We start from the raw sequence: 24,672 nt of genomic DNA on the forward strand, positions 1-24,672 counted from the left end.
CATGGGCAGCTGGATCTCCACCTGGCCGTCCGGGCCGGGCGAGGCGGACCTTCCGGCCCTGCTCTGCCTGCCGCCGGCCGGCGCGGGCTGCCAGCAGTTCCGCGCCTGGACACCGGCGCTGGCCAACGTCGCGCAGGTCTACGGCGTCCAGCTGCCGGGCCGCGAGAACCGCTGGCGCGAGCCCATGCCGGAGACGTTCGACGAGGCCGTCGAGGCGATCGCCGCCGAGCTGCGGCCGATCGTCGCCGCCGGTCGCCGGCTGGTCGTCTTCGGCCACAGCTTCGGCGGGCTGCTCGGCTACGAGGTCGCCCGCCGCGTCACGCCCGCCGCCCTCGTGGTCAGCGCCTGCCGGGCGCCCGGCCACTGGGACGGCGCCGGCCGCGGCATCGTCGACGACGACGAGGAACTGGACAAGCTCTTCGACACCGCCGGACTGGACCCCGCCTTCCTGGACGAGGACACCCGCTCGCTCATGGTCGCCATGCTGCGCAAGGACGCGCAGCTGTCGCTGAGTTACACCCACTCCCCGGGCGACCTGCTCCACGTCCCCGTGCACGCCTGGGGCGCCGACGGCGACGAGACCGTCACCGCGCAGGAGCTGGCCGGCTGGGCCGCGATCACCACGGCCGGCTTCCACGTCCACCGCGTCCCGGGCGGCCACCACGCCGTGCTGCGCCGCCCCGAGACCGTACTCGAGCACCTGGCCGGACTGCTGCGGGAGGACGTGGCCGCACCGGCCCGCACTGCCTGACCTCAGGGCCTCGCGGCTGTCCGGCGGTGACACGCCGGACAGCCGCAACGCCCGCCACCCGATTCCGGAGGACGTCGTGCCCACCACCTACCAAGTCCTCGTCAACCACGAGGACCAGTACGCGCTGTACCCCGCGGCGCGCGAGCTCCCCGACGGCTGGACGCCGACCGGGTTCAGCGGCACCGAGGACGAGTGCGCCGCCCATGTGGACGCGCACTGGACCGACATGCGTCCCCGCAGCGTGCGCACGGCGGCAACCGCCCCCGCGACGACGGGCGAAGGAGTCTGAGATGCACATCGACCTGCTCGACCCGGCCCCCTTCGGCCGCAACGACTTCTGGTCCGCGTTCACCTGGCTGCGCGCCAACTCGCCCGTCCACTGGCACCCCGAGCCCGGCGGCGACGACGGCTTCTGGGTGCTCAGCAAGCACCGCGACATCATGAGCGTCTACGCCGACAGCGACACCTTCAGCTCCGCGCAGGGCATGCGGCTCGGCAGCGATCCCGCCGCCGTCGCCGCCGTCACCCAGCGGATGCTGATCGTCTCCGACGCCCCCCACCACACGCGTCTCAAGCGGGCCCTGTACCAGGCGTTCGGGCCCCAGCAGATGCCGAAGATGGAGGCCCTCGTCGAGACGGTCGTCGGGGAGCTGGTGGCCGAGGCCGCGGAGCAGGACGAACTGGACTTCATCGACCTCGCCAAGCAGCTCCCCAACCGGGTGGTCTGCGCCATGATGGGCATCCCGCGGGCCGACTGGTCCTGGATCGGGGCGCTCACCACCGACGCCTTCGACTCCCCGGACGAGAGTGTGCGCAGCAGCGCGCACTCCGAGATCTTCCTCTACTTCATCGAACTCCTCGGCGAGCGCCGGGCCCGCCCCGGCGACGATCTGGTGAGCCAGATCGCCCACGACACCCTCGTCGACGAGGGCGACGGCACCGAACGGCCGCTCAGCGACGAGGAGATCGTCTTCAACTGCAACGGCGTGCTGTCCGGCGCCAACGAGACCACCCGCTACTCCGCCGCCGGCGCGGTGCACATGTTCGCGCAGCTCCCCGAACAGTGGGACCTGCTGCGCGGCCTCGGCCCCGCCGGCATCGCCCCGGCCGTCGAAGAGATCCTCCGCTGGACCACGCCCGGGGTGCACGCCCTGCGCACCGCCGTCCGCGACACCGAGATCGACGGGACGCCCATCGCCGCCGGCGACCGGGTCACGCTGTGGAACGTCTCCGCCAACCGCGACGAGGACGTCTTCACCGACCCGCACAGCTTCCGGGTCGACCGGCGCCCCAACCGGCATGTCGCCTTCGGTCACGGCCGCCACCTCTGCCTCGGAGCCCGGCTGGCCCGCTTCGAACTCGGCGCCCTGCTCACCGAGATGCTGGACCGGTTCGACGGCTTCGAACTGACCGGTCCCGCCCTGTTCAACTCGTCCAACTTCACCTGGGGGATCAGAAGTCTCCCGGTACGGCTGCTGCGCAGCCGAGCCTTCGCACAGGCAGAAAGGGCCGCGCTGTGACCACCGCACTGATCGACTTCAACCGGACCGACACCGACTTCCCCGCCACCGGCTACCCCGAGCTGCTGGCCGAGCAGGCCGCCCGCACCCCGGGCGCTCCCGCCCTGGTCCAGGGCGACCGCTCCTGGACGTACGCGGAGCTGGAGGCCGAGACCAACCGGCTGGCCCACGCGCTGATCGCGCACGGCGCCGAACCCGGCGAGCGGATCGGGCTGTGCTACCCGCGCAGCGCCGACTACGTCATCGGCTCACTCGCCATCCTCAAGTCGGGCGCCGCGATCGTCGCCCTCGACCCGGTCAACCCCGACGACCGGCTCGCCGCGATGATCGCCGACGCCGGGCCGCTGCTCGTCCTCACCCCGGCGGACGTCGCCGCGCGGATGCCCGAGGGCGTGGCCCTGGCCGAGGTGGCCACCGAGGGCCAGGGCCGGCCGGAGACGCCGACCGGCGTGGCCACCGGCCCGGACACGGTCAGCCACCTCATCTACACCTCCGGGTCCACCGGCACCCCGAAGGCCGTCCTGGAGCGGCACGGCGCCCTGACCAACCTCGTCCACTGGACCGCCCGCGCCTACGGGGTGCGCCCCGGCGACCGCGCGTCCTGGATGTCCACGCCCGGCTTCGCCGTACAGATCATGGAGTGGCTGCCGTACCTGCCGATGGGCGCGGCGATCCACATCCCCGAGGCCGGTCAGGCCCAGACCCCGGAGCAGATCCGCGACTGGCTCGCCGCCGAGCGGATCACGCACACCATGCTCGTCGCCGCACTCGCCGAACCCGTCTGGGGCCTCGACTGGCCGGCGGACACCGCGCTGCGCATCCTGGTGACCACGGCGGAGCGGGTGCACAGCTGGCCGCCCGTCGACACACCCTTCCGGGTCGTCATGACCTACGGCACCACCGAGACCACCAACGTCCTGACCTGCCTCGACCTCGGCGCCGGTGTCGACTTCACCAGCCAGGCCACCCCGGAGGAGATCCGCGCCACCCGCCAGGTCCCCGTCGGTGTGCCCATAGCCAACATGCGCGTGCACCTGCTGGACGAGCAGGACCGCCCGGTCGCCGACGGCGCGGTCGGACGGCTCCACGTCTCCGGTGCCGGAGTCGCCGCCGGGTACCACGGCCGCCCCGAGCTGACCGGGGCCAAGTTCCGTACCGGCGTCGTCCCCGGTGACCCCCACCCGGTGCTCTACGACACCGGCGACCTCGCCCGGCGCCGCGAGGACGGGGCCGTCGAGCTGCTCGGCCGCTCCGACGCCCAGGTCAAGATCCGCGGCTTCCGTGTCGAACTCGGAGAGGTCGAGACCCACGTCGCCCGCCTCGACGGCGTCGCCGAGGCCGTCGTCGTCACCCACGAGCGCGCAGCGAACGACAAGCGGCTCGTCGCGTACGTCTCCGCCGACGGCGACGCGGCCCCGGACCCGGCCGGGATCCGGGCCGCCGTGGCCCGCACCCTGCCCTACTACATGGTCCCCGCCACCGTCGTCGTCCTGCCCGCGCTGCCCCGCCTGCCCAACGGCAAGGTCGACCGGCGCAGCCTGCCCGAACCGCCCGACACCCGCGAGACCGTCAGCGCCGGGTACGAGCCCCCGCGCAACGAGATCGAGGACGGCCTGGTGCGCCTGTGGGCCGAGGCCTTCCGCACCGACGGCGTCGGCATCCACGACAACTTCTTCGAGCTCGGCGGCCACTCGCTGCTGGCGTTCCAGCTGATCGACGAGATCCGCCGCCGTTACGGCGTCGAACTCAGCCTCTCCGACCTGTCGTCCTGCCCGACCGTCGCCGAGCTGGGCGCCCTCATCGTCACCGAACGGACCGCCGGGCGCGGCGAGTTCGGCGGCCTGCCCGCGATCGTCCCCGACCCGGACGCCCGCTTCGAGCCCTTCCCGCTCACCGAGAGCCAGCAGGCCCTGTGGATCGGCCGGGGCGGACTGGTCGAACTCGGCAACGTCGGCTGCCACGGCTACTTCGAGTGGGAGAGCGAAAACCTCGACATCGCCCGCTTCGAGCGCGCCTGGCGCCGGCTCGTCGAGCGTCACGACGCGCTGCGCACCCGCATCCTGCCGAACGGCACCCAGCAGGTGTACGCGGAGATCCCCGACTACGACATCCCGGTCACCGACCTCGGCGCACTGGACGAGACCTCGCGCGAGCGGGAACTGCTGGCCCTGCGGGAGAAGTTGTCGCACCAGGTGCTCGACGCCGACGGCTGGCCCCTGTTCGACGTGCGGATCAGCCTGCTCGGCGGCGGGCGCGCCCGCATCCACCTCTGCCTCGACTTCCTCGTGGCCGACGCCTGGAGCTACTTCCAGGTCCTGATCCCGGACCTGGTCACGTACTACACCGAGCCCGGCACCGACTCCGTGGACACCACCCACCGGACAGCAGCCGTCCCCCGGTCGGGCGCCGAACTGCCGCCGCTGGAGCTGACCTTCCGCGACTACGTGCTGGCCGTCGGCAACTCGCTGCGCGACAGCGAGCTCTACCGCCGCTCCGAGTGGTACTGGCGCGACCGCCTCGCCACCCTGCCGCCGGCCCCGCAGCTGCCCGAGCGTCCGGCGGACGCCCCCGAGCTGCCCGTCCGCTTCGCACGCCTCAGCCACGTCGTGCCCGCCGAGCTGTGGAACCGTATCCAGGAGCGGGCCGGCGACCGCAAGGTCACCGCGTCCGGCGTGCTCGCCGCCGCCTACGCCGAGGTCCTGGGCAACGCCAGCGGACAGGCCCGCTTCACGATCAACTTCCCCCTCTTCAACCGGCTTCCGCTGCACCCGCAGGTCAACTCGCTGCTCGCGGACACCACGACCACCCTGCTGCTCGCCGTCGAACAGCAGGACACCACTTTCACGGGACGCGCCCAGGCCGTGCAGCGCCGCCTGTGGGCCGACCTGGAGCACCGCTACTTCAGCGGCGTCCAGGTGCTGCGCGAGCTGACCAAGCTGCGCGGCTCCCTCGCGCCCGCCATGCCCGTGGTCATGACGAGCCTCGCCGGCCACCCGCCGCAGTACGAGGAGACCGAACTGGGCGTGCCGGTGTACGGGATCTCCCAGACCCCGCAGGTCTCGCTGGACTTCCAGGTCTTCGAGAAGGCCGGCGGCCTCACCTTCAACTGGGACCACCTGCCCGCGGTCTACCCCGACGGGCTGATCGAGTCGATGTTCCAGGAGTTCACCGAGCTGCTGGAGGCACTCGGCGAGGACGAGGTCTGGGAGCGCTTCTCGCCGCCGCCCGGCGACGAGAGCGCGGCCGCCGAGCCCGTCGAGGAGCGCGACACCGGCGACGCGTGGGAGCGGTACTGGGCCGGCATCGAACGCACCGGCCGCGGCGGCGACGTCATCTGGGACGCCGACAGCGGCGAGGAGTTCCAGTGGCTGCTCGGCCAGGCCCGCAAGCACTTCGGCAGCGACCTGCCGGTCATCGACCTCGGCTGCGGCAACGGCCGCTACAGCCGCGAACTCGCGCCGCACTATCCCCGCGTGGTCGGCGTGGACGTCTCCGCCAGCGCCATCGAGCACGCCGTCCGCGAGGCGCGGGCGGAGGGTGTGACGAACGTCGAGTACCTCGCCGTCGACATGACCGACACCGAGCAGGCAGCCGCCCTGGGCGAGGGCCCGTACAACATCTTCGTCCGCGGTGTTTTCCACGTCCTCGACAGCGCCGCCAGGGCACGGCTCGCGACGGTCGCCGGCCGGCTGCTGGGCCCCGACGGGGTGCTGATCATCCACGAGCCCGACTACTCCAGCAACTCCTTCGGATACCTCGGCTTCGTCGGCGGCAAGCGCGGCCGGGCCGAGGGCCTGGTCGGGCCGCTGGAGGCGGCCGGCGTGCGCCACTCGAACCGCTTCACCCGTCCCGAACTCACCGCCGCCTTCCCCGCGGACGACTGGGAGATCCTGGACGACGAGGCGATCCAGCTGCACGCCATCGACCCGCAGTCGGACGCGGACGCGCTCCTGCTGCCGGGGTACTACGCGGTGCTGCGCCGCAGGCGCTGAAGACGGCGGTCGCGGCGGCCGGGCGGACCAGGGACGTCCTGGCCGCCACCGGTGACGCCCGGGGGCTGCCGACCCGTAGGGAGCCGGACCGGGCCGGCGCCCTGCGCTCCGCCGCGGACCAGGGCGACTTCGTCGCCGCCCCCGCACTCGTCAGGCTCCGCGCCGCCCGCCTGCTCCGGCGGCCGGCGCGGAGCCTGGCTCTCGTGCGGAGCCGCGGCAGGCCCCGGGGCGGGCCGCGCCTGGCCCGGGCGCCCGGAGTCGGCGTTGAGCCTCGCGCACACCCGGGGCCGGGTCGCGGCCGCCGCGTCCCACGGGCCGGTGTCCGACGAACGATCTCGGTGAAAGACTGAAAGACTGAGGGACTGTGGAACGACGAACTGCCGACCGGCTGCTCAGAGCACACGCACAGGCGATCGCGGGACGGGTCCGCGAGACGACGGTCTCCGCCGTCCTGGACCGGGTCCTCGCCGTCCAGGCGCAGGACCTCGCGGCGGCGGGCCTCGGCCTGCGCGCCCGCGTCCAGGGCCTGACCGCCGACGACGTCCGGCACGCCACCGACACCGAACTCAGCGCCGTTCGCGGCTGGTTCATGCGCGGCACGCTGCAACTCGTCCCGGCGGCCGACGCCCGCTGGCTGCTCGGCCTCTTCGGCCCCGTCTACCTGGCACTCGCCGCCCGCCGCCTGCGCGAACTCGGCCTGGACGAGGCCCTGTGCGAACGGGCGGCGAAGCTGATCGTGAGCGCCGTCGACGGCGAGGGGCCGCTCACCCGGGCCGAACTCACCGAACGCCTGGGCACCCTGGGCGTCGAGTCCAAGGGCCAGTCCGCCTTCCACCTGATCCGCCGGACCGCGCTGTCCGGACTGATCTGCCACGGGCCCCAGCGCGAGGGCGAGGCCACCTTCGTCCTGCTCGACGACTGGCTGCCGGCCTCCGGCCCGCCGCCTTTCACCGGGTCCGCCGCGGTGACCGAACTCGTCCGGCGCTACCGCGCCGCCCACGGGCCCAGTGACGCGGAGGATTTCGCCCATTGGTCGGGGCTGCGGACGACCGTCTGCAAAAGTGCCTGGGCCGCCGCCGGCGAACCCGCGTGGGAGGACGCCGCGGAAATTTCCCAAGGAGACGTGCGGTTGCTTCCGGCGTACGACAACTACCTCGTCGGATACCGGCGCAGGGATCTGTCGGTGCCCGCCGAGCACGAGCGCCGCGTGTGGCCGGGCGGCGGCGTCATCCGCGCCACCGTCGTGGTCGACGGCTGGGCGGTCGGCACCTGGTCGGGAGGCCGGCGCGGCGCCGAGCCGGTGGTGGAGCCCTTCGCAGGGAACGAGCCGCTCGACACAGCGGTCTCGGCGGAGATCGCCCGGGAGAGCGCCGACATCGCACGCTTCTACAACGCTTCTCATATGTAGTCCATCACCGGTCTTCATCCGCCCGGATCCGTAACCGGACACTAACCGCCCCTCCCTAGCGTCAGTGCCGTCCGACAATTCCGTCCCCAACCAGAAAAGGGCGTCGACATGGCACTCGGTCGGCATTCCGATTTCAATCGTCTGTGGTTCGGGCAGACCGTCAGCAACTTCGGCGACAAGATCTCACTGCTCGCACTACCGACCCTCGCGGTCGTCTTTCTCGACGGAGGAGCGTTCGAGGTCGGCGTCCTCGGCGCACTGCGCTTCCTCCCGTTCCTGCTGCTGGCCCCGGTCGCCGGACTGGTCGCGGACAGGGTCTCGCGCCGTACGGTCATGATCGTGGCCGACCTGGGCCGCTTCGCGGCGCTGGGCTCGATCCCGCTGGCCTTCGCGTTCGACTCGGTCACCATGACGCACGTCTACATCGCGGCCGGCGTCACCGGTGTCCTGACCACCTTCTTCGAGGTCTCCTACCAGTCGTGGCTGCCGCAGCTCATCGGCACGGAGAACCTGGTCGAGGGCAACACCAAGCTCCAGATCAGCCGCAGCGTCGCCGAGGCCGTCGGCGCCGGCGCCGGTGGCGCGCTGATCCAGCTGCTCGGCGCGGCCCGCGCCATCACCGCGGACGCGTTCACCTTCCTCGTGTCCCTCGGAGCCCTGCTGCTCATTCGCCACCGGGACAGCCGGGCGCGGCTGGAGGAGACGAAGGCGTCCGCCAAGGCCGAGATGAAGGAGGGCCTGAAGACCCTCTTCGGCAACCCCGTCCTGCGCGGACTGTTCACCGCCAACGTCGTGGTCAACCTCGGCGCCGCCATGGGCGACGCCCTGCTGATCGTGTACGCGTACAAGGTGCTCGACCTGAGCCCCGGCCAGGTCGGTGCGGCCTTCGCCGTGATGTCGGTCTTCGTCATCGTCGGCGCGGTGCTGTCCGAGCAGGTCACCAAGGTGCTCACGGTCGGCCGCACGCTGATCCTGACCGCGGTCGTGCTGGGCGCCGGGTACATCCTGGTGCCGACGGGCGGCGCGGTCGCCGGGTTCGTCGGGCTGATCGTGGTCCAGGCCGTCATCGGCTTCGTGTCCCCGATGTTCGACATCCACGTCCTCAGCCTGGTCCAGGGCATCACGCCGAACGAGCAGATGGGCCGCGTCAGCGGTGCCGCTCTGTCGGCCGTCTACGGCGCCCTGTCCCTCGGCTACTTCGTCGGCGGCGCGCTGGGCGAGGCGTTCGGCCTCACCGCGGCGCTGGCCGTCGCCGGAGCGATCACCATCGTCGGCGGCCTGACGCTGCTGGGCGGCCCGGTCGCCGCGATCAAGGAGATGCCGGGAGCCGACGCACCCGCCGAGGGCGCCGAAGGCACCGAGTCCGTGGCGAACGACACCAAGGTCGGCGCCTAGGCCGACCCGGACGCGTCGGAGCGGGTGCCGCGGCCCGACCGGGTCCGGCGCCCGCACCGAGGCGGCTCTCCGCCCACGTCGGGCGCCGCCGGCACGACCGGCCCCTGCCGTGGACTCGTCCGTACGACCGGGCAGCCGCCCGCACCGAGCGGCCCGCATCCGCGGGGTGCGGCTCGGCCGGGCGCACCGCATACAGCGGCCAGCCGCCCGTACCGGAACGAACCGCACCCTGCGGATGCGGCCCCCGCCGGGGACGCGCCGCACACCGCGGGCGCGGTCCGCATGCGGGGTACCGCCCCGCACGACCTTTCGTGAACGACCGCACCACGGGGGCAACCTCGGCACCGAAGCGGCCCCACCCGCGGGTGCGGCGGCGCCGGCGGGCGCCGCCCGAGACAGGGGCGTCACCCCGACCACCGGGGCGCTCCGCGCCCCCACTCGCCGTATCCCTCTTCCTTCAGACCGCACGGAGGCACAAGGTGAGCGAGTCCCTCGCCGAACGCATAGCCGCACTGCCGAAGAACCGCAGGGCACTGTTCCAGGCCCTCGCGGGCCGGGGCGGAGGGCGCGGCGCCGTACGGGAGGACCCCGAACCGGCGCCACGGGATCCCTCCGAGGCGCCGGTGCTCTCCTTCGCCCAGCGCCGCCTGTGGTTCATCGACCAGCTCCAGCCCGGCAGCCCCGCCTACAACGTCCCGGTCGCCACCCGCATCCGCGGCCCCCTCGACGTGCCCGCCCTGCACGGCGCGCTCCAGGACGTCGTGGACCGTCACGAGGTCCTGCGCACCGTCTACCGGGACGTGCCCGGCGCCGCCGAGGCCGAGCCCCACGTGCTGCACGGCTTCCGGCTGCCGCTGCCGGTGAGCGACCTGCCGGACGAGGCCGCCGTCCGGGCGTTCTACGACGCGGACGCCGCGGCGCCGTTCGACCTCGCCGGCGCCGTGCCGCTGCGCGCCTCGCTGGCCCGCATCAGCGCCGACGACCACGTCCTCGTCCTCAACCTGCACCACATCGTCACCGACGGCTGGTCGATGCGGCTGCTCTACACCGAGCTCGAGCGCGCGTACGCGGCACGCGTCGGAGCTGCCGCCGAGCCGCTCACCCACCTGGCCCTGCAGTACGCCGACTTCGCCGCCTGGCAGCGCCGCCGCATCAGCGGCGAACGCCTGGAGAAGCTCACCGGCTTCTGGCGCGAGGAGCTGAGCGGCGCCACCCCCGTGGACCTGCCCACCGACCGGCCCCGGCCGCCCGTCTTCGGCCATGCCGGAGCGTCCCGCTACATCGACCTGCCGCCACGCCTCATCGCCCGGCTGCGCGAGTTCGGCAAGTCGGAGGGCGCCACCCTCTACATGACGATGCTCGCCGGCTTCGCCGCCACCCTGCGCCGCTGGACCGGCCAGGAGGACATCGTGGTCGGCACCTCCGTCTCCGGCCGCGACCACCCCGCCTTCAGCGACCTCGTCGGGTTCTTCGTCAACACGCTGCCGCTGCGCATCAGAACGGGCGGCGACACGGGCTTCGCGGAACTCGTCCGCTCCACCCGGCACACCACGCTCCAGGCGTACGCGCACCAGGAGCTGCCCTTCGACCTGATCGTCGACGCGCTCGGCCTGCCGCGCGACCCCAGCCGCCCGCCGCTCACCTCCGTGATGTTCCTGCTGGACGAGACCCCGGACACCGCGCCCGGCCTCGCCGGACTCGACACCGAGCCCATCGACTTCTCCTCCCGCGCCACCAAGTACGACCTGATGATCAGCGTCCACGACACGGGCAGCGCCGTCCGCGCCCTCGTGGAGTACCCCACCGCACTCTTCGACGCCGCGACCGTCGACCGGCTGCTCGGCCACTTCCTGACCACCCTGGAAGCGGCGGTCGCCGTGCCCGACGTGCCGATCTCCACCCTGCCGCTGCTCACCCGCGCCGAGCGCCGCACGGCCCTCGACGACTGGAACGCCACCCGCGCGCCGTTCCCGCAGGACGCCTGCCTCCACCACCTGTTCGAGGAGCACGCGGACCGGCGCCCCGACTCGGCGGCCATCGTCTGCGGCGGACTCGGCGGCTGGACCGTCACCTACCGGGAGCTGGAGGAGCGGGCCAACCGTCTCGCCCACCACCTGGCCGAGGCGGGCGCCGGACCGGACCGGACCGTCGCCCTGTGCCTGCGCCGCGGTCCGGGGCTCGTCACCGCGATCCTCGCCGTCCTCAAGGCCGGCGCCGCCTACGTCCCCCTCGACCCCGAGTACCCCGCCGAGCGCCTGGGCCTCCTGCTCCGCGACGCCGCACCTCCGATCGTCGTCTCCGACTCGGAACTGATCGGCCGGCTCCCGCTGGGCCCCGACACCGTCCGCGTCCTGCTCGACACCGACCGGGCGGTGCTCGAGACGCTGCCCGCGACCCGGCCGGCGGTCCCCGTCACCTCCCGTGATCTCGCGTACGTCATCTTCACCTCGGGGTCCACCGGCACCCCCAAGGGCATCGCGCTGGAGCACCGCGGCGTGGTCAACAACCTGCTCGACCTCAACCGCTCCTACGGCATCGGTCCCGCGGACGCGGTCCTCGCACTGTCCTCGCCGAGCTTCGACATGAGCGTGTACGAGACGCTCGGCATGCTCGCCGCGGGCGGCACCCTCGTCCTGCCCGACCCCGCCGCGGCCAAGGACCCCGCCCACTGGGTCGATCTGATCGAGCGTCACGGCGTCACCGTGTGGAACTCCGCGCCCGCCCTGCTGGGCCTTCTCCTCGACCAGCTCGAGCACGCGGGCGGCCCCGCCCTGCCGAGGCTGCGCACCGCATTCCTCGGCGGTGACTGGATCCCCGTCACCCAGCCCGACCGGCTCCGCGCCTTCGCCCCAGGGCTGGCGTTCGCCGCGCTCGGCGGCGCGACCGAGGCGTCGATCCACTCCGTGGAGTACCGGGTCGGGCGGGTGGACCCCGGCTGGACGAAACTCCCCTACGGCCGGCCCATGGCCAACCAGCGCACCTACATCCTCGACCCCGCCGACCGGCTGGTGCCCGTGGGCGTACCCGGCGAACTGCACCTCGGGGGAGTGGGGCTGGCCCGCGGCTACCTGAACCGACCGGAACTGACCGCGGAGAAGTTCGTCCACGTCGAACTCGAACCCGGCCGCACCGAACGGCTCTACCGCACCGGCGACCTCGCCCGCTACCGGCCCGACGGCACCATCGAACTTCTCGGCCGCACCGACTTCCGCATCAAGCTCAACGGACTGCGCATCGAGCCCGGCGAGGTGGAGAGCGCCCTGCGCGAGCAGCCCGGGGTCCGCGAGGCCGTCGTCGTCGCCCGCCAGGGCGCCGGCTCGGCCCGCCTGATCGGCTACGTCGTCCCCGAGGACGGGGCCGCCCCGGACCCGGCCGCCCTGCGCGGAGCGCTGGGAACCGTGCTCCCGCCGCACTGCGTGCCCGCCGAACTCGTCGTCCTGGACCGGCTGCCGCTCAGCCCCAACGGCAAGGTCGACCGCAAGGCCCTGCCCGAGCCGCCGAGCGGCCGGCGCGCGGCCGCGGCGCCCACCGCCACCACCGCGCCCGCCGCGGCCGAGTCGCCCACCGAGTCCGCGGCGCCCGCGGCACCCACCGACGGCGACCCCGCGGCACGGCGCGTGGCCGCGGTCTGGGCCGAGGTCCTGGGACTTGAGTCCGTCGGGCCCGACGACGACTTCTTCGCCCTCGGCGGTGACTCGTTCGCCGCCGTCCGCGCGGTGCGGGCCGTCGCCGAGGCGATACCGCAGGCACACGCCCTGCGCGTCGTCGACCTGTTCAGCAATCCCACCCCGGCCGGCCTCGCGGCCCGCGCCGCGGAACTCGGCAAGGGCGCCGCCGACGGCCCGGCCCCGCACCGGCTCCTGCACCGGCTGTCCCCGCGGCCCGCCGAAGGCCCCGCCGCGCTCACCCTCGTCTGCTTCCCGCACGGCGGCGGCGACGCCATCGCCTACCAGCCGCTGGCCGCCCACCTCCCGCCCCACATCGAGCTGCTGGCCGTCTCCCCGCCGGGACACGACCCGCTCAACCCCGGCCCGATGCTGCCCGTCGGCGAGTTCGCCGAACTCGCCGCCCGCGAGATCGCCCGGACCGTCACCGGACCCTTCGCCGTCTACGGCCACTGCGCAGGCGTCGTCTCGGCCCTGGAGACCACCCGCGTCCTGGAGCGTGACGGCCTGCGGCCGGTCGCCCTCCACCTCGCCGCCGCACTCCCGGAGGAGGACCCCGAGTACGCGCTGGAGATGGAACGCGTCTCCAGCGACGACGACCTCGTCGGCTACCTCACCGCCATGGACGGCTTCGACGGCGTCCTCGACGACAGCGATCTGACGGCCGTGCTCAGGATGGTCCGGCACGACATGACCGAGGCCGCCCGCTTCTTCGCCCGCACGCCCGACGGCTACGCACCTCCTCTCGTCACCCCGCTCACCTGCATCGTCGGCGACGCGGACGACGCGACCGAGGGCTACGAGCAGGGCCACCGCGCCTGGGGCCGCTACGCACGCGACCTGCGGCTCGCCGTCATCCCCGGCGGCCGTCACTACTTCGCCAAGCACCTGCCCGACCGGCTCGCCGCGCTGCTGGCCGACCTGCACCGCAACGGAGGAACCCATGTCTGACCTCGCCGAACGGCTCGGCCGGCTGCCCCAGGGACAGCGCTCCCGGCTGCTGGGCCGGATGCGCAACCAGATGACCGCGCCCGTCGGTCACCGCAACGAACTCAAGCGCAGCGACCACGGACCCCGTTCCCGTGCCTCCTTCCAGCAGGAACAGATGTGGTTCGTCGACCGGCTGGGCGCGGGCAAGGCGCGCAACAACATCGCACTCGCGATACGCCTCGACGGCCCGCTCGACCGCGCCGCCCTGCACGAGGCGCTCAACGCGGTCGTCGCCCGCCACCAGGTGCTGCACAGCAAGCTCGTCGAGGTCGACGGCGTGCCCTGGCAGGAGCCCGTGCCCGGCTTCGTCCTCGGTGTGCAGACCAGCGACTTCGGCGACAGCGACGACCCCGACCACGACCTCGCCGAACTCACCGCCTCCTGCGCGGCCGCCCCCTTCGACCTCGCCGAGGCGCCGCCCGTCCGCGCCCACCTCGTACGCCTCGCCGACGACCGGCACATCCTGCTGTGGGTCGTCCACCACGTCGTCTGGGACCCGGGCTCCACCCGCATCTTCACCGAGGAACTCACGGCCGGCTACGCCGACGCCGCCCAGGGCAAGCGCCCCGAGGCAGGCGAACTCGCCGTCCAGTACGCCGACTTCGCCGCCTGGCAGCGCGCCAAGCTGGAACACCCCGAGCACCGGCGGGCACTGGCCGACAAATGGCGGCAGCTGCTCGCGGGCGCCGAGGCCACCGAGGTCATGCCCGACCACCCGCGCACGCCCGAGACGCGCGGCGACGGACGCGGCCTGTCGCTCACCCTGGAACAGAAACTGCTCGACCGGCTGAACGCGGTGGCCGAGAGCTCCGACACCACCGTCTTCACCACGCTCCTCGCCGCATTCAACGCGCTGCTGCGGCACTGGACGCACACCGAGGACGTCGTCGTCGGCACGGCGAGCGCCTCCCGCCCGCACCCTGACCTGGAGCGGGTCATCGGCTGCTTCGTCCAGATGATCACCCTGCGCACGGAGGTCGGTGACACCCTCACCTTCCGCGAGCTGGTCGCCCGCACGGCAGGCACCGTGATGGACGCCTTCACCAACAGCGAGCTGCCGTTCGAGCAGGTCGTCGACGCCGTCCGACCCGCCCGCGACCCGCTGCGACACCCGCTGTTCCAGATCGAGTTCACCTCGCTCGGCCGCTGGGGCACCCAGACGGCCGAGGCCGGCGGAGTCGAGCTCGCCGTCGAGCAACTGCACGACGGAGCCGCCAAGTTCGACATGAGCTTCCTCGTCGGCGAGAACGACGGCCTGGAACTGTCCCTGGAGTACAACACCTCCCTCTACCGGCACGGCACCGCCTCCGCGCTGCTGACCGCCTTCCGGCGAGTCATCGAGCAGGTGGCCGAGAACCCCGACATGCAGATCGGCGAGCTCAGCCTCGTCGAGGAGCCGGCCGCCTCCCGGCACGCCCGCGAGCTGTCCCGCGGCGGTCCGCTCGACGAGGCGGCCTGGACCACCACCCTCGACCGCGCCTTCCGCGAGCGCGCCACGGTCCGGCCCGACGCCGTCGCCGTCCGCCACGGGGCCACGACGCTGGACTACGCGGCCCTGGACCGCTGGTCGGAGGCGATCGCCCACCGCCTGCGCGACCGCGGCGTGCGGCACGGCGACCCAGTCGCCGTCTGCCTCGGCCGGGGCCCCGCAGCCGTCGCCGGACTGCTCGGCATCCTCAAGGCCGGCGCGCACTACGTGCCCGTCGACCCCACCGCGCCCGCCGACCGCACCAGGGCCGTGCTCTCCGACGCCGGCGTGCGGCACGCCCTCGTCGACGACGCCACCGAACTGCCCGTGCCGCTGGAGCGCGTCACCGCGGGCGACAACGCTCCCGTGCGCGACGTGCCGTCCCTGCCGCCGACGTCGGCCCCCGCCGACCTCGCCTACGTCCTCTACACCTCGGGCAGCAGCGGCACACCCAAGGGCGTGATGATCGAGCACCGTTCGGTCACCCACTTCTCCCGCACCATCGCCAGGGCGTACGAGATCGGCACCACCGACCGCGTGCTCCACTTCGCCCCGCTCACCTTCGACGTCTCCGTCTTCGAGGTCTTCACGACCCTGCTCGCCGGCGGGGAGCTCGTCATCGCCACCGACGACGAGCGCCGCGACCCGGCCCTGCTCCAGACCCGTATGCGCGAGGACGGGGTGACCGTCGCGGAGCTGCCGCCCGCGCTGCTGCCCCTCCTCGACCAGGCCGGGCTGCCCGCCCTGCGCCTGGTGTCCGTCGGCGGCGAGGCGTTCCCCGGCAGGCTGGTCGCCGAATGGACCACGGGGGACCGCCGGTTCGTCAACGGGTACGGACCCACCGAGGCCACCGTCGCCGTCACCCTCATGGACTGCACCGGCAGCTACGACCGCAACCCGCCCATCGGCCGGCCCATGACGGGCCACCAGGCGTTCGTCCTCGACGACCGGCTGCGCCCGGTGCCGCCCGGGGTGCCCGCCGAACTGTGCGTCGCCGGCCCCGGCGTCGCCCGCGGCTACCTGGGCCTGCCCGAGCTGACCGCCGAGCGCTTCGTCACCAACCCCTACGCCGACGGCCCGGAGACCGAGCGCCTCTACCGCACCGGCGACCTGGTGCGCTGGCTGCCGGGCGGCAACCTGGAGTTCCTCGGCCGCACCGACCGCCAGGTGAAGCTGCGCGGACACCGCATCGAACCGGGCGAGGTCGAGGCCGTGCTCATGAGCCACCCGCGCGTCCAGCAGGCCATCGCCCTCGCCCAGCCCGCCGCGGGCGGCGACAAGATGCTCGCCGCGTACGTCACCGTCGAACAGGTCGGCGCGTACGCCTCCGAAGTCGTCGACGCCGAAGTGCTGCGCGCCTACGCCGCCTCCCGGCTCCCCGGCTACATGGTCCCCGTGGTCGTCGTGCTGGACGAGCTGCCGCTCACCCGGCACGGCAAGGTCGACATCACCGCGCTGCCGCTGCCCGTCGACCACGCCACCACCGGCGGCACCCCGCCCCGCGACGAGATCGAGGAGCAGATCTGCCGCGACATCCTCACCCCGCTGCTGGAGTGGTCCAGCCCCGACGTCGAAGGCGACTTCTTCGCGCTCGGCGGCAGCTCGCTCCAGGCGACCATCGTCGTCTCGCGGGTCCGCGCCGTCTTCGGCATCGACATCGCGCTCGCCGACTTCTTCGGCCGCCCGACCGTCGCCGGACTGGCCGACCTCGTCCGCGCCGCGCAAGCCGAGGCGGCCGGCGAACAGGACCGGCTGCTGGCGGTCTTCGACCAGATCGAGAACATGTCCGACGAGGAGGCCGCCGCCCTGCTCAGGTCCCTGCAGACCCCGGACGGCGCCTGATGACCGCCCCATCGGACGCGGGGGTCGACCAGGCGCTCGCCGCCCTCCCGGAGTCCAGACGCGAACTGGCCCGCATGCTGCTGGCCGCCCGGCGCCCCGTCCCCGCCCGGCCGGCCCCGCGCTCCGGCGCGGGGCCGGTCCCGGCCACCGCCCTCCAGGCCCGGCTGCGGCGACGCGAGCACGTCCGGCCGGGCGCCGGCACCGGATCGCACGCCGTGCGGCTCACCGGGCGCCTCGATCCCGGACGGCTGCGGGACGCGCTCACCGGCGTGCTCGCCCGTCACGAGGCGCTGCGCTGCCGCATCACGGACGCCCCGGACGGCGGCCGCCCCCAGCTGACGGTGGACGACGGGCCCACCCTGCGGCTGACGCGGACCGACCTCACGGACCGCACACCCGCCGAACGGGAGGACGCCGTACGGCGGGCGGTCACCGAGAGCGCCGGGACCGCCCTGTCCCTGGAGACCGGCGAGACCAGCGCTTTCCGGCTGCTGACCGTCGGCCCCGAGGAGCACGTGCTGATCCTCGCCTCGCACCTCGCGGTCTTCGACGGCTGGTCGTCCGGGGTGTTCCTCACCGACCTCGCGGCCGGCTACCGGGACGGTGCGGCCGGCCTCGCCCCACCGGAACTGCAGTTCCCCGACTACGCGGACTGGCAGCGGCGCTGGCTCGCGTCGCCGGACGGCGCCGCCGAACTGGAGCGCCGGCGGGCCGCGTTCGCCGGCGTCCCGGCGGCGCCCCGCGCCGAGGGCGGCTTCGAGCGCGGCCACCTGCCGGTGCACCTGGACCGCGGACCCGGCAGCGCGCTCGACGCCGGACTGGCCCTCGGCGCCGCCGAGGGGGCCACCCCCTTCATGACGCTGCTCGCGGCCCTCGCGGTGGTCCTCGCCCGCCGCGACGGGAGCACCGACGTCGTCGTCGGCACCCCGTCCGCGGGCCGCTTCGCGACCCAGCTCGAAGGCGCGGTGGGGCAGTTCACCACCGTGGTCCCGATCAGGATCGACCTGTCGGGGGATCCGTCCTTCGCCCGGCTGCTGCACCGCACCCGCGCCTCGGTGGCCGACGCCCTCGGGCACCAGCGACTTCCCGTCGACGAGCTCTTCACCGACGGGACCCAGCCCTACAGCGTCCTGTTCGCCCTCCACAACTACCCGGCCGTGTCCTTCGGCCTCTCCGGAATCGAGGTGAGCCAGCTGCCCGGTCCCCCCGCACGCCACCTGGAGCTCTACAGCCCCGACCCCGCCGCCACCCTGGCCTGCATCGGCCTGGTCGAACGCGACGGCGAGATCGGCGGAACAGCCGAGTTCAACCGCCGGGCCGCCGCACCCGAGGACGTGACCGCGCTGCTCACCGGCATCGAGGACGTCCTCAGGCACGCCGCCGTATCGCCCGCCGCCCCCGGGATCATCAACCGCTAGCCCTGGGAGTATCCGTTGCTCACCACCGAGTTCTACCGGGCGCCCGCCGACTGCGGCCTCGTCCGTTCCGGCGACGGCGTGCCCCGTACGCCCATGCGCGCCCTCCGCGAGGAGATCCACGACGTCCTGGTGTCCGCACCCGTCGCCGCAGCCCGGCGCACCCGCGACCCCCGTCCCGTCCACCGGGCACTCGGCGAGGCCGGTCTGCTCGCCCCGCAGTGGCCCGAGGAGTACGGCGGCCGGGGGGTCAGCCAGGTCGCCGCCGCCGTGCTCGTCGAGGAACTGGCGATGCACGACGTGCCCGACCTGCTGCACACGCTGACCGTGCAGATCGTCGGCTCCACCCTGCTCAATGTCGCGAGCCCCGCGATGAAGGCCCGGCACCTGCCGGGGTTCGCGGCCGGCACCGCCTTCGGCTGCGTGCTCTTCAGCGAGCCGCAGGCCGGATCCGACCTCAACATCCTGTCCACACGCGCCGTTTCCGACGGGAACGGCGGCTACAAGCTGTACGGGACCAAGGTCCACTCGCTGTTCGCGGGACTCGCCGACTACGGACTGTGCCTGGCCCGCGGCGAGGACGACGCCTTCAGCCTGTTCCTCGTCCCCCTCGCCCAGAAGGGCGTCACGATCAGAGCCGTCCCCGGCATCGGGGACGACGCCTTCCACGAGGTCACCCTCGACGGCGTGGCCGTCACCGCCGACGACGTGGTCGGCTCGATCGGCCAGGGCTGGGCCATCGTCGTCAAGACCCTCGCCTTCGAGCGCACCGGACTCGACTACTACGTCAAGGCCCTGCGCTGGTACCGCGCCGCCGTCGAACGGCTGGAGGCGCACACCGACCGGCTGGAGGCCGGCCAGCACGACCAGATCGGCCTGGCCAAGCTCAACGCCCGGCTGCTCGCCGCCGGCACGCTCGTACGGCGCGTCCTGACCCGGCTCGACCGGGGCGAACTCAACGAGGACGAGGCCGCGGCGGCCAAGTGGTACACCACCGAACTCGCCGCCGAGGTCGCCTGGTGGGCGGCCGAACTCGACGGCGACCGCAGCATGACCCTCGACGACCCGGAGGTCGACGGGGTGGCACACCCACTGGACTCGGCGATGCGCGACGCCCCCGGGATGCGGATATCCGGCGGCACCGCCGAAATGATGCTGGAGACGCTGGCCCGGCTGCGTCTCGACTCAGGGGCGGAGGTACGGCCGTGACACAGAGCGCGACGACGGAACAGGACGCCGGCGGCAGGATTCCCGCCGAACGGTGGCGGGAGCGCGAGGAGGAGGACTCCCTCTTCCGCCAGCTCCGCCTCACCGTCCGCCAGGGCCTGGAGCTCGACTCCGGCGGCACCGCCGAGTGCGCCTGGGTGGCCCTGACGCAGGTCGGCGCCTGGGAGTTCGCTCTGCCCATCGACCGGGACGGGCTCGACCTCGGGCAGGCCGTCATCGCGATGGTCTGCGAGGAGGCGGGGAACGCGATGCAGCCGCTGCCGCTGACCGACACCCTGCTCGCCCTCGACCTGCTGGCCGGGCTCGGCCCGCTCGCGCCGGAAGGGATCGAGGGCCTGCTGGACCGGGTCCGGGCCGGTGAGCACCCCGTGGCCCTCCCGGGCCGGCTGCCGGACCCGTGCGGAGCGGTTCCGCCCGGCATCACATGGAAGCCGGACGGCGACAGCGGCGGTGTCGTCCTGACCGGCACGGGAGGGCCCTTCGCCGCCGGTGTCGCTCCCGGCTCGCTGCTCGTCCTCGCCGACGGGCCCGACGGGTCCTGCGTGGTCCTCGTGGAACTGCCGGCGGCGGGGGTCGAGTTGCGACCGCTGCGCGACCACGGCGGGGGAGCGGTCTCCAGTGCGGTCTTCGACGACGCCCGCATTCCCGCCGAGGCCGTCCTGCTGCGCGGGATCGCCGCCGAACAGGCCCTGGCCCGGGTGGGGCTGCGGGCGGCCGTGCACCAGGCGTCGCTTCTCGCCGGCATCACCGCCGCGGCGCTGACCGCCGTGGTGGCCCGGATCAGGAGCCGCCGTCAGTTCGGCCAGGCGCTGGTCAAGCACCAGGGGCCGCGACTGCGGGTGGCCGGGCTGCTGGCCCGTCTCGACGCGGTCCGCTGGGCGGTCGGGGACGCGGCCAAGGACCTCGACGAGGACCGTCTCACGCCCGGCGAGGCCGCGGGCCTCATCGCCCTGACGGCCGAGACGGCCCTGGACGTGACCCGCGACGCGGTCCACCTGCACGGCGCGTCGGGCCTGGTACGGGACGGCCTGGTCGCCGGCTGCTACCGCCGCGCCGCCTGGGAGGCCCTGCGCTGCGGCCGCCCCGCCCGCCTGTGGGACACGGCGGCGCACATGCCCTGACGGCCGGTCGCCCCGGGCCGGGTGCCCCCGGGCGGCCGGCCCGGGGCCGGGCGGAGCCGCTGCCCACGTTCGGGCTCAGGTTGCAGAGCTCCTTCCTCCTGCGGATCGAGCCAAGCCGCACTGCCGGGGCTGCGGCGACGGATATCGTGATCAGACGCCTTCGGGGGAGGGACAACCCATGGACAGTCTCGTCGACAGGTACAAGGCCCTCTGCTGTGGTGCCCTACTCGTCGCCGAGTCAGCCGAGGAGGCGTATCGCCTCGGCGCTCTTGACCGGTTCCTCAAGCCGTGGGTCCGGGGGCGGCTCGACTCGCTGGGGGCGCTGCTGCAGAGCTGCGACACCAGACACGAGCTGGCTGAGGACACCCGACGCCTGGCAAGAACAGCTTCCGAATACTCCCAGCTGCGGAGCGAGTTGTTCTCCGACGTCCATCACACACGCCCTGAGCCTCCATGGCGCATTGTGGATGCAGGGGCGCTGGCGATCCGGGCGCAGTCCGGAGTGCTGTTGAAGCAGCCGGCATTCGTGCTGCAGCGACTCGCGGCCGTGTCGGAGGTGCCTGGTGCCGCCACCTGGGAATTCACCGTGATCGACAATCCGTCCGATACCAGTGACACGGGCACCTCCTTCGTGGTCATGGTGTCCACCGGAGACCACAAGGGCGGCGTGCCCGTTCAGGTGGCGAAGGAGCTGGAGGACAACCGCGTCTGGTACCAGCAGCTCGAGTACGGCTTCTACGCCTTGGACATCAGGCCGTTCCTTCCCGCGATCTACGATCCGGACCGCCACCGGAAGTAGCCGGTGGGGGGATCCGGCTCGAGCGGGACCGGCGCAGTACGGTGTGCGATCGCGGTGCCATGCGCAGAATGGGCCTCATGAACGAGGAGCGCCCCGGCACCACGGAACAGGACCAGCGGAGCGGCAAGGGGCGCCGCCACGTCGTCGAGGTGAGTGGGGGACGCCCCAGGCAGTGGACATTCGAGGTGCTCGATCAGGACCGTTGGTTGCGCCTCACCGAGCACGAGCGGAAGTCGGAACGACACCGGGCGATCAAGCGGCGCCAGAATCGTCGGCGCCGACAGCGCATCCGCGAGAGCGGCCCTCGCGACGTCTACACGCTTGAACTGATCGGGGACCGCGACGGGTGGCGCTGCGTGATCTGCCGCAGCGCCGTAGACCGAGCGTTCGTGCAGCCGCACCCCTGCTCCCCGAGCGTCCATCACCTCGTCGAGATCGTCGCCGGTGGCACCGACACCCTCGACAACGTCGCCCTCGCCCACCGGTTCTGCAACAGCGACTCGTACACATGGGGCCTGAAGAGACCCGCCGTGGCCAGGGAACGATTGGCAGATCGCGTACTGTACGGCAAGCACGCACCAGGGCGACGCGACCGATTGCCCGACGAGGACGCTGTGGCCCTGGCCGCTGAGATCACGGGAAGCGTCGAGGACGGATAGACCGCGTCCTGCAGACCTGCCCGGGCTGTCGGAGGCGTCGTCTACCGTTCGAGTCATGGCGCTGACTGACATCACGCGGTCCGAGATTCTGCAGGCCGCGGCAGAGTGCGACCGGCTTGGCAGGGATCCGTTCCTGCAGAGGTACGGCTTCGGGCGTGCGCGCAGTTACCTGCTCCTGATCGACGGGAAGGAGTACGACTCAAAGGCCGTTGTCGGGGCCGCGCATGGCTACCTCCCTGGACAGGAACCGCTGCGAGCACGTGACGCGCGCTTGTCCGGCGGCCACGAGCATGCCGCCGAACTGCTGCGTAACCTTGGGTTCCCTGTAGTCTTTCGGGTGCCTGGCACCGATACGACACCGGTCGAACTGATAACCCGCGTCGAGAAGTTGAGGATCGGCAGGACTTCCTCCGGGCCTCGCCTCTACCAACCGATCACCCTCCTGTGGGCCATCGGCCGGGCAACTCGTGGTGAGCCACGCATTCTCTCGTGGGCCGAGACCAACGAGGCGCTGACAGATTTGCTCACACGGCACGGCATGCGCGGCGAGCGGCCACGCCCCGACTATCCGATCGCTGCCCTCCACCACGCCGGTCTGTGGACCCTTCAGGACCACTCCGGGGCTGTACCTCCTGCTCATGGCGACTCGACGCTCAAGCGCTGGTTTGCCGATCAGCGACCGTCCGGAGGTCTTGCCGCACCTCTTCACGACGCCGTGCATCGTTCGGGGCAGACCCGTATTGCGCTGATCGAGACGCTCGTCGACCGGTTCTTCGAGGGACTCGACGAGACTCCGCTCCTCAACGATGTGGGCCTGTACGACGACACGGTGGCCGATGACGCCGACCCCGGCACGTCCATACCCGCAGACCCGGTGGCCATGGCGGCTCGGTACGAGAGGTGGTGCCGTCTCGTCGAGCGACGCGAGGAGTCGACCCAGGGCCGCAGACAGGAGCACGTCTCCCGCGATCCGATTCGCTCCAGCACGGCCCGGAACGCGGTGCTCTTCCGAAGCCAGGGGCGCTGTGAGAATCCTCCTGCCACGGGCAGCCGGCGGATGTCACGGACAGCGGAGCTCCCATCCTCGAAGTCGACCACATCGAGGAGATAGCCGACGAAGGACGCGACCACCCGAGCCAGATGATCGCCCTCTGCCCGAACTGCCACGCGGTCAAGACGCGAGGACGAACCCGTCACGAACTGCGCGGTACGTTCCTCGAGGTCGCGCTCGCCCGCCACCTTCGAATGCTGCCGCCGCAGGACGAGTGAGCGCTGCACCGAACACCTCTCGTTCATGCAGGCAGACGGGTCCAACGACACTGACTCCGCCAACCCCGACCACGCAGCACAGCAACACCGACGCCGCGTAGGAATCCCATGACCGACCTCACTGCCCTCACCCGGCTCTGCCCGCCTTCGGAACCGGCCATGAGCATCCGCTGGGATGGGCCGCAGCCCCTCCACGATCAGCCGCGAGATACGACGCAACCGACGCACCATGCCCAACGGAGGCCGGTCCTACCGGCCGCACACCGCCCAGCGTCGTGCCGAATCGCGCCGGCCACGTCCGAAACTCGGCAAGATCGGCCAGAGTCCCGAGCTGCGGGACTTCATCCCCCGAGCAGATCTGCCAGGCCCTGCGGGCACGCTTCCCTGATCGGCCGGAGATGCACGTGACCCACGAGACGATCTACCAGGCCCTCTACGTCCAGAGCCGCGGTGAACTACGGCGGGAACTGACCCGCACCCTTCGCACCGGCCGGGCCCGCCGACGCCCGCGGCGCCATGCCCACAAGCGTGTCTCCCGCCCGATCAAGGACATGATCATGATCAGCGACCGGCCTGCCGAGGCCGAGGACCGGGCGGTTCCCGGACACTGGGAAGGCGACCTCATCATCGGCAAGGACGGACGATCCGCCATCGGGACGCTGGTCGAGAGGTCCACCGGCTACGTGATGCTCGTGCACCTACCCCCACGGCCACAGCGCCATCGCGACCCGCAACGCGCTCGCCCCAACCGTCCAGACTCTCCCACCGTATCTGTGGCGTTCCCTGACCTGGGACCAGGGCTCGGAGATGGCCGCCCACAGGAGCTTCACCGTGGCCACCGACATCCCGGTCTACTTCTGCAACCCGGCCAGCCCTTGGCAACGCGGATCAAACGAGAACATCAACGGCCTGCTGCGGCAGTACTTCCCCAGGGGAACCGACCTGACGAGCCACACGCCCGAGCACCTCGCGGCCGTGGCCGCCGAACTCAACAGCCGCCCACGCAAAACGCTCGGCTGGAAACCCCAGCCGAGCGCCTCGCCAAGCTACTGGACCTAAAGCGCGTTGCAGAAGGCGGCAGGATGGGCATTTTCCCTGTATGGGTGGGGTGTTGAGGGCTGAGACGATGTGGGTGGAGACATTCACGGGGT

General features: G+C 72.6%; 15 protein-coding genes and 1 pseudogene. All 16 read left to right on the top strand.

Annotated elements, in window-relative coordinates; genetic code table 11:
• The first annotated feature begins 1 nt into the window (after position 1).
• On the top strand, positions 2 to 751 hold the full coding sequence (locus ACWD0A_RS01445) for a thioesterase II family protein (protein WP_451293486.1): 750 nt from the start codon (positions 2 to 4) through the stop codon (positions 749 to 751).
• 76 nt (positions 752 to 827) lie between these two features.
• Positions 828 to 1,040, top strand: a complete 213-nt coding sequence (locus ACWD0A_RS01450; protein WP_451293488.1) for an MbtH family protein — start codon at positions 828 to 830, stop codon at positions 1,038 to 1,040.
• Between the two features lies 1 nt (position 1,041).
• The gene (locus tag ACWD0A_RS01455; RefSeq protein WP_177151287.1) at positions 1,042 to 2,271 is read left to right on the top strand and encodes a cytochrome P450; all 1,230 of its coding nucleotides are present in this window, start codon (positions 1,042 to 1,044) and stop codon (positions 2,269 to 2,271) included.
• Entirely contained in the window at positions 2,268 to 6,263 is a 3,996-nt protein-coding gene (locus ACWD0A_RS01460; RefSeq protein ID WP_451293491.1) for an amino acid adenylation domain-containing protein, read from the top strand. Before ACWD0A_RS01455 ends, ACWD0A_RS01460 begins: the two co-directional genes overlap by 4 nt.
• Positions 6,264 to 6,627: 364 nt before the next feature.
• The gene (locus ACWD0A_RS01465) at positions 6,628 to 7,671 is read left to right on the top strand and encodes a winged helix DNA-binding domain-containing protein (protein WP_451293493.1); all 1,044 of its coding nucleotides are present in this window, start codon (positions 6,628 to 6,630) and stop codon (positions 7,669 to 7,671) included.
• Positions 7,672 to 7,779: 108 nt separating this feature from the next.
• Positions 7,780 to 9,066, top strand: a complete 1,287-nt coding sequence (locus tag ACWD0A_RS01470) for an MFS transporter (protein WP_451293495.1) — start codon at positions 7,780 to 7,782, stop codon at positions 9,064 to 9,066.
• Between the two features lie 479 nt (positions 9,067 to 9,545).
• Positions 9,546 to 13,682, top strand: a complete 4,137-nt coding sequence (locus tag ACWD0A_RS01475; protein ID WP_451293497.1) for a non-ribosomal peptide synthetase — start codon at positions 9,546 to 9,548, stop codon at positions 13,680 to 13,682.
• Positions 13,675 to 17,031 (top strand): non-ribosomal peptide synthetase, encoded by a 3,357-nt coding sequence (locus ACWD0A_RS01480; protein ID WP_451293499.1) that lies wholly within the window; start codon positions 13,675 to 13,677, stop codon positions 17,029 to 17,031. The genes ACWD0A_RS01475 and ACWD0A_RS01480 overlap by 8 nt, the downstream gene beginning before the upstream one ends.
• Positions 17,031 to 18,449 carry a condensation domain-containing protein gene (locus tag ACWD0A_RS01485; protein WP_451293501.1) on the top strand — a complete coding sequence of 473 codons (1,419 nt, stop codon included), beginning with the start codon at positions 17,031 to 17,033 and terminating at the stop codon, positions 18,447 to 18,449. Before ACWD0A_RS01480 ends, ACWD0A_RS01485 begins: the two co-directional genes overlap by 1 nt.
• Positions 18,450 to 18,464: 15 nt before the next feature.
• Positions 18,465 to 19,655 carry an acyl-CoA dehydrogenase family protein gene (locus ACWD0A_RS01490; RefSeq protein WP_451293503.1) on the top strand — a complete coding sequence of 397 codons (1,191 nt, stop codon included), beginning with the start codon at positions 18,465 to 18,467 and terminating at the stop codon, positions 19,653 to 19,655.
• Complete coding sequence (locus ACWD0A_RS01495) at positions 19,652 to 20,794, top strand: acyl-CoA dehydrogenase family protein (RefSeq protein WP_451293505.1); 1,143 nt, start codon at positions 19,652 to 19,654, stop codon at positions 20,792 to 20,794. The genes ACWD0A_RS01490 and ACWD0A_RS01495 overlap by 4 nt, the downstream gene beginning before the upstream one ends.
• Before the next feature lie 178 nt (positions 20,795 to 20,972).
• Positions 20,973 to 21,593, top strand: coding sequence for a hypothetical protein (locus ACWD0A_RS01500; protein ID WP_451293507.1), 621 nt, complete (start codon positions 20,973 to 20,975; stop codon positions 21,591 to 21,593).
• Positions 21,594 to 21,670: 77 nt separating this feature from the next.
• The gene (locus ACWD0A_RS01505; RefSeq protein ID WP_451293509.1) at positions 21,671 to 22,252 is read left to right on the top strand and encodes an HNH endonuclease; all 582 of its coding nucleotides are present in this window, start codon (positions 21,671 to 21,673) and stop codon (positions 22,250 to 22,252) included.
• Positions 22,253 to 22,307: 55 nt separating this feature from the next.
• Positions 22,308 to 23,363, top strand: coding sequence for a hypothetical protein (locus ACWD0A_RS01510; RefSeq protein WP_451293511.1), 1,056 nt, complete (start codon positions 22,308 to 22,310; stop codon positions 23,361 to 23,363).
• Positions 23,360 to 23,521, top strand: a complete 162-nt coding sequence (locus ACWD0A_RS01515) for a hypothetical protein (RefSeq protein WP_451293553.1) — start codon at positions 23,360 to 23,362, stop codon at positions 23,519 to 23,521. The genes ACWD0A_RS01510 and ACWD0A_RS01515 overlap by 4 nt, the downstream gene beginning before the upstream one ends.
• Positions 23,522 to 23,687: 166 nt before the next feature.
• A pseudogene (locus ACWD0A_RS01520) lies at positions 23,688 to 24,636 on the top strand (IS30 family transposase); the annotation flags it as partial.
• Between the last annotated feature and the right edge of the window lie 36 nt (positions 24,637 to 24,672).

Source organism: Streptomyces sp. NPDC002867 (assembly GCF_053591895.1).

Excerpts from the sequence above, each read along its gene's own strand:
- ACWD0A_RS01470 (WP_451293495.1), top strand. The coding sequence starts at position 7,780 with ATGGCACTCGGTCGGCATTCCGATTTCAATCGTCTGTGGTTCGGGCAG.
- ACWD0A_RS01500 (WP_451293507.1), top strand. The coding sequence starts at position 20,973 with ATGGACAGTCTCGTCGACAGGTACAAGGCCCTCTGCTGTGGTGCCCTA.
- ACWD0A_RS01480 (WP_451293499.1), top strand. The coding sequence starts at position 13,675 with ATGTCTGACCTCGCCGAACGGCTCGGCCGGCTGCCCCAGGGACAGCGC.
- ACWD0A_RS01485 (WP_451293501.1), top strand. The coding sequence starts at position 17,031 with ATGACCGCCCCATCGGACGCGGGGGTCGACCAGGCGCTCGCCGCCCTC.
- ACWD0A_RS01445 (WP_451293486.1), top strand. The coding sequence starts at position 2 with ATGGGCAGCTGGATCTCCACCTGGCCGTCCGGGCCGGGCGAGGCGGAC.
- ACWD0A_RS01505 (WP_451293509.1), top strand. The coding sequence starts at position 21,671 with ATGAACGAGGAGCGCCCCGGCACCACGGAACAGGACCAGCGGAGCGGC.
- ACWD0A_RS01510 (WP_451293511.1), top strand. The coding sequence starts at position 22,308 with ATGGCGCTGACTGACATCACGCGGTCCGAGATTCTGCAGGCCGCGGCA.
- ACWD0A_RS01455 (WP_177151287.1), top strand. The coding sequence starts at position 1,042 with ATGCACATCGACCTGCTCGACCCGGCCCCCTTCGGCCGCAACGACTTC.